General features: G+C 49.8%; 4 protein-coding genes. 3 read left to right on the top strand and 1 reads right to left on the bottom strand.

What is annotated here, in order from left to right:
• Positions 1 to 309 precede the first annotated feature (309 nt).
• The 3 genes from AC13E3_RS00820 to AC13E3_RS00810 are packed head-to-tail and all read left to right on the top strand — an operon-like array spanning position 310 to position 4,196.
• Positions 310 to 1,836 (top strand): hypothetical protein, encoded by a 1,527-nt coding sequence (locus tag AC13E3_RS00820; RefSeq protein ID WP_482901602.1) that lies wholly within the window; start codon positions 310 to 312, stop codon positions 1,834 to 1,836.
• Positions 1,823 to 2,893, top strand: a complete 1,071-nt coding sequence (locus AC13E3_RS00815; RefSeq protein ID WP_482901601.1) for an AAA family ATPase — start codon at positions 1,823 to 1,825, stop codon at positions 2,891 to 2,893. Before AC13E3_RS00820 ends, AC13E3_RS00815 begins: the two co-directional genes overlap by 14 nt.
• Positions 2,886 to 4,196, top strand: a complete 1,311-nt coding sequence (locus tag AC13E3_RS00810; protein WP_482901600.1) for a TniQ family protein — start codon at positions 2,886 to 2,888, stop codon at positions 4,194 to 4,196. Before AC13E3_RS00815 ends, AC13E3_RS00810 begins: the two co-directional genes overlap by 8 nt.
• 577 nt (positions 4,197 to 4,773) lie before the next feature.
• Here the strand turns inward: AC13E3_RS00810 and AC13E3_RS00805 are convergent.
• A complete protein-coding gene (locus AC13E3_RS00805; RefSeq protein WP_348295699.1) occupies positions 4,774 to 4,842 on the bottom strand; it encodes a hypothetical protein in 69 nt (22 codons plus the stop codon).
• Positions 4,843 to 4,852 lie beyond the last annotated feature (10 nt).

Genomic DNA, 4,852 nt, shown 5'->3' with positions numbered 1-4,852 from the left:
ATTTGACGGCGAGAGAGTGGCGAGAAGGTCAGTTTTTCAGGTACCATTTTGGAAGCGGCTGTTGGTGATGATTTTGTGTGTAGGAGCTTGAAATCATAACACTTTCAGCCGCTTTCTTTTATCCCCCATGAGAAATCCGGGTTAGACCTTGAGCTTCTATCGTCCCCGCGGGATTGTCATGTCGCATCTACGATATGTTTGTTGGAGCAGGGTCGCGAAATCCGAAAACAACATGCGATTTATAGCGACAATTCCACGCAAGCCGTGGCGCTAGGGCGAGTTCCCCGAGAAAGTGACGCAAGAAAGACCTTGGAAAAGCTTGAGAAGCTTGAGAATCAGAGCGCTCCAGAAAGAACACTGCGAAGATGGAAACGTTTGATCTCGAAGGGCATTGAGAGCGGACTGTCTCCTTTCCAGTCCCTGCTCCCTTCCCACTTTCGCTCTGGTAACCGGCAGCGAAAAATATCCATACGTTCTGAGGAGTTCCTCACCGAATTCCTGATAAATACCTTTGCTCAAGCCCAGGGACTCAGCAAGTATCGGGGCTACATAAGGTACGTGCATGAGGCGACGTTGGAAGATCCTCCGATTGAGACCGTCTGCAGGACAACTTTTGAAACCCGTCTGAGGCAGATACCCGCAAGTGTCATAGCGGCGGGGCGTTGCGGACGGCGTGGCAAAAATGCGGCATCAGAGTCATCTGACCCAATGGAGAGGGCACTCAAGCCAGCCCTGCCTTGGCAGAAGTGTGCGATTGACCACTATAAAGCGGACATTATGGTAATCATTCACTCCTCCCAAAACACGGTCTATGTAGCAAGGCCGTGGATTACGGGAATGATCGACCTTGCCACAGGAAAGCTTCTTGCCCTGACTGTCTCGCTTAAAGATCCATCCAGAGTCGCCTGCGCAAAAGTGATGAGGGAGTGCGTTCGGCGCCACCGCAGGCTGCCAGCGGAAATCATCGTGGATCGTGGGAGTGATTTTACGTCTGTGTTCTTCTCATCGCTATTAGCTCACTACCGCATCACGCTATCTTTAAGGCCGGCTGCTCACCCAAGGTTCGGCGGGGAAGTTGAGGGCTTTTTCGGCGAGTTCAAAAAACAGTGGCTGACGCAACGTTCGGGCAATCTCGCTAACTATAAAGAAGCTCGATCTGTGGATGGAGAAAAAGCGCCGGCAAAAAGTGCCATATTGAGCCCCTTTGACCTTTATCAAGAGCTTCAGCACTTCGCAGCTTGGCGCGACGCAAAACCCAAGCCTTTAAAGCTTTCATCGAATAGTGAATTATTCGAGATGGGGCAAGATGAATTCCCGTTCGTAGGCATATCCGTAAATAATGGCCCTGAATTTCGGCTAGCCACTTCCGTTGAATCTAGAAAGTATCGAGTGTGCTTTGAGCGCGGCTTCCATATTGGCGATGTTTGGTATTTTTCGCCGTCTATCGCCTCTGTTCGCGGGAAAAAGACAAAGCTTGACGTTCGTTGTGATCCTGAAAACCCGCATCTCATTCATGCGCTAATCGGTGATCGATGGGAGCCTTGTTTTAGCAGTCAAATTAATTCTTTTTCTGCTTTATCGCCGCTGAGCCAATTTGAGCAGGGGTTGGTAGCAATCGAAGGCCGTAGCCTGAAGCGAAAGGTAAAAGAACTTGCGGATATCGACTTGGCCAGGTTGTGCAGCGAAATGGACAGCGTTCGCGAGACCGGACAAACCCCGGTGATTCCAGTTGCAGAGTCGGAGTTGATGCCACCAGCTGAAGAAGGCGGCATTGGAGAGCTTGACCTGAGTAACCTCCGGAACATGCGTGTGGAGGCTTGGCATGCTCAGTATTAATCCTATCTGCGATATGAAGATCGGACACCGTAATTGGGAAGAAGCGTTGGCAACAGGTTTTTCTCTGTTGGTGTCTGTTCCTCCGGGAGATGTCGTTTGTATCACAGGTCCATCCAGGGCCGGGAAAACGCGACTTGTGTTAGAGCTGGTGCGCTTGCTTGTGGGCGAAGGCAGCTCTCCAGAGGCCGGGCTGATGCCTATTTTGGTAGTAGAGGCTATAAACGACGGTCCTCACGGTGCTTTCTCAACGAAATCCTTCATCATCCGAATGTTAGATGCGCTACGGCATCCCATCTATTGTTCTAACTCTGAATCGATGGAAGCAGCTTTAGAACAGAGCAAGGCTCGTCAAGCGACCGAAGTCGTGCTGCGCCGAGCGCTTGAACAGGCTCTTCGGGCCAGGGGCGTAAAGTATCTTTTCATTGATGAGGCGCAGCATGCTCGTTTCGTCAGCAAAGACGCTATGGGCGCCTATGCTGTAATGGACTCTTGGAAGTGCCTCGCGCAGAGCGTGGGCTTAGTACTGGTTATCGTTGGAGCCTACCCGATACTCCAGATCATAAGGAATTCTCCGCATCTGGTTGGGCGGAAACATCAAGTCCACTTGCCACGTTATCGTTTTGAACGTTCGGATTTAACAGAGTTCGCCGCCATTTTGGCTGCATATCAAGCACGCATGGACCTGTGTCCTTCGTTGGGAGATCTCGTGCAACACGTGCTTTATTTTCATGACGGTACAGCCGGCTGCATCGGTCTCTTACGAGCATGGCTGCTCAGGGCTCAGGCCATGGCTACGGCATCAGGCAATCGGCTCTCTATCAGCAGTTTCGAACGCAGCCGCTTGTCTGATGATGATTTGCTCGCTATCGAGAGGGAGATACGAGAAGGAGAGCTCTTGCTGAATTCCAAATCGAAGGATGATAAGTCGAGGAGGGAGGAAGGCCATAACGAGAAGCCACCCAGAGTCAGTAGGATGTCTAAACCCTTTCAGAAAAAGCCCATCCGGCGAAAGCCCGGTCATCGAACGGATGAAGGAGGACCTCTTACAGATGGGTGACGTTTCACTTTTACCTATGTCTTTGGAAGGCGCTGGAACGAGTGAAGTCGAGTCTTTGCCATCCTATCTCTACCGAATAGCCCAGTTACATGGAGTTTTCGTTGGAGAGTTTTTGAAGTTCCTCGTTGCAATTACGGGGAAGGACAGTGACGGCTGTGCATCTGCGTCACTCAAAAAGCACCCCAAGCCAGATGAACTGGTTAGGCCTAGTCAAAAAACCATGCTCCTGCGAGAAATGTTGGAGGCGCTGGGGGCGCCGCCTCTTCAGGCAAGCACTTTTTGGTTGTTAGAACACACGCTCTGTCGATCCGTGGGCTCTATCGTGAAAGGCTTTCGATGGTGCCCCGAGTGCTTTGCCGAACAGCAGTCGCTGGCCCGCTTCTGTTATTTCAAACTTATCTGGCACCTTGGTGCAGTTCAGAAATGCCCTCTGCACCGAACACCTTTTTTAAGTGAGTGTGAGCACTGCGGTTGTGACCAGATAAGTTTCATGAGGACATCTTCTCTTGATCGATGCGTTAAATGCAATGCAAACCTTGCCGTGCGAAAAAAGCCACTTTCAAGAAAAGCGATTTCAGCATCCTGGCAGGACATTGGTCTTGATGTAGTGCATTTATTTGGCCAGTTGGCGAACAGAAATTTCTCCGAAATTCCCGAACGCGGGGTGCAAGACTCGCTCAATGATATTTTTGATTTCTACTGGCGGCGACAGGAAGAGGAGAAGCTCTATGAAATTTTTGGTCGCGATCAATTGCTTGCAATTACGCTCGGGCAAACGCCGGTAAGTCTTGATATGGCTCGAAGGATTGCCTTTCGGCTAGGCATTTCGTTGTTTGATCTCGTTTCGGGTAATGGCGGTAAAACGACGCAGGCATTAATTCAAGACTCGCTGTTCGAATCACTTCCTGCCTACCTCGAACCCATCCATCGTCACCATCACAATCATCGAGCAATCCTTCGGCGAATCAAAGCGGCGATGAAGAATAGTTCTGAACCAATGTCTTTGAAGGCCCTGGCTACGAAGGTGGGCGTATCGGTTGGTTACATGGACTATCAGCATCCAGCGCTCGCTTCTGAGATCAAAGCAAAATACCAGGATTTCCACTCGCAGCAGCAACTGCGAAAAAGATATCGGGCGCAAAAGTTGGCTTTGGATTTCTTTCTGTCAGAGAAATACAGTGATGAGCCACAATCTAGAAAACGTGCTTACAAAGTTCTAAGAGAAGAAACGGGGTTGCCGAAACACCTCCTTAGGCACGCGATACAAAGTGCTTACCTGTGCATCGATAGCAGTAAACAGTGAGCGCTGAATACGAAGAAAAGTGCTAGTCAAATCCAACGGGCGTCATTTTCATCGGTATTCGTTTTGGCACTGCCAAGCGTCCCTTAGCTCCTGTCGACTGAAGCTAAGGTCGCAAAGCGAACGTTCAGGTCAAAGGCAGAAGGGCTCTCTTTGGGGGGCGTGTATGTCATGCGCATTGGGACAAATTAAGAACGAATTTAACTGTCTTGTTAAAATCTGCTACTCAATGAAACCGGCAGCAGACATCTCGTTAATGATTTTGTTTGCCAGACTCTCGGCAAAAACAGAATTGGTTATGTTCGCCAAGCCAGATGCAGAGGTACTGGCCTCCATGATAAAAGCCTTATGATTCGTATCCATATCAAACATGGTTATCGCGTAACCTTGCTGTCGACTGAAGGAATACATCGCCATAGAATTCGCACTGCCCGAAACTGTATTGCCGTAGACTGTGGCAGATCCAAACGTTTGAGACCCCGTATACTGGCTGTTGGTCGCACCTGAGCCTATGCCAACTGTCAATGGCCATTTATTTTGACCCACCTTTGGCCAATAAAATTGACCCACCTTTCATAGTCTAGCTTGTTGTCTTCTGCTTCAGCCGATAGCTTTCTCCTCCCAGCATAAAGATGTGTGAATGGTGGATGACCCGATCA

The organism is Marinobacter sp. L-80 (assembly GCF_056859395.1).
The sequence above is the reverse complement of the archived record's forward strand: the minus strand, read 5'-3'. Positions and strand labels throughout refer to the sequence as shown.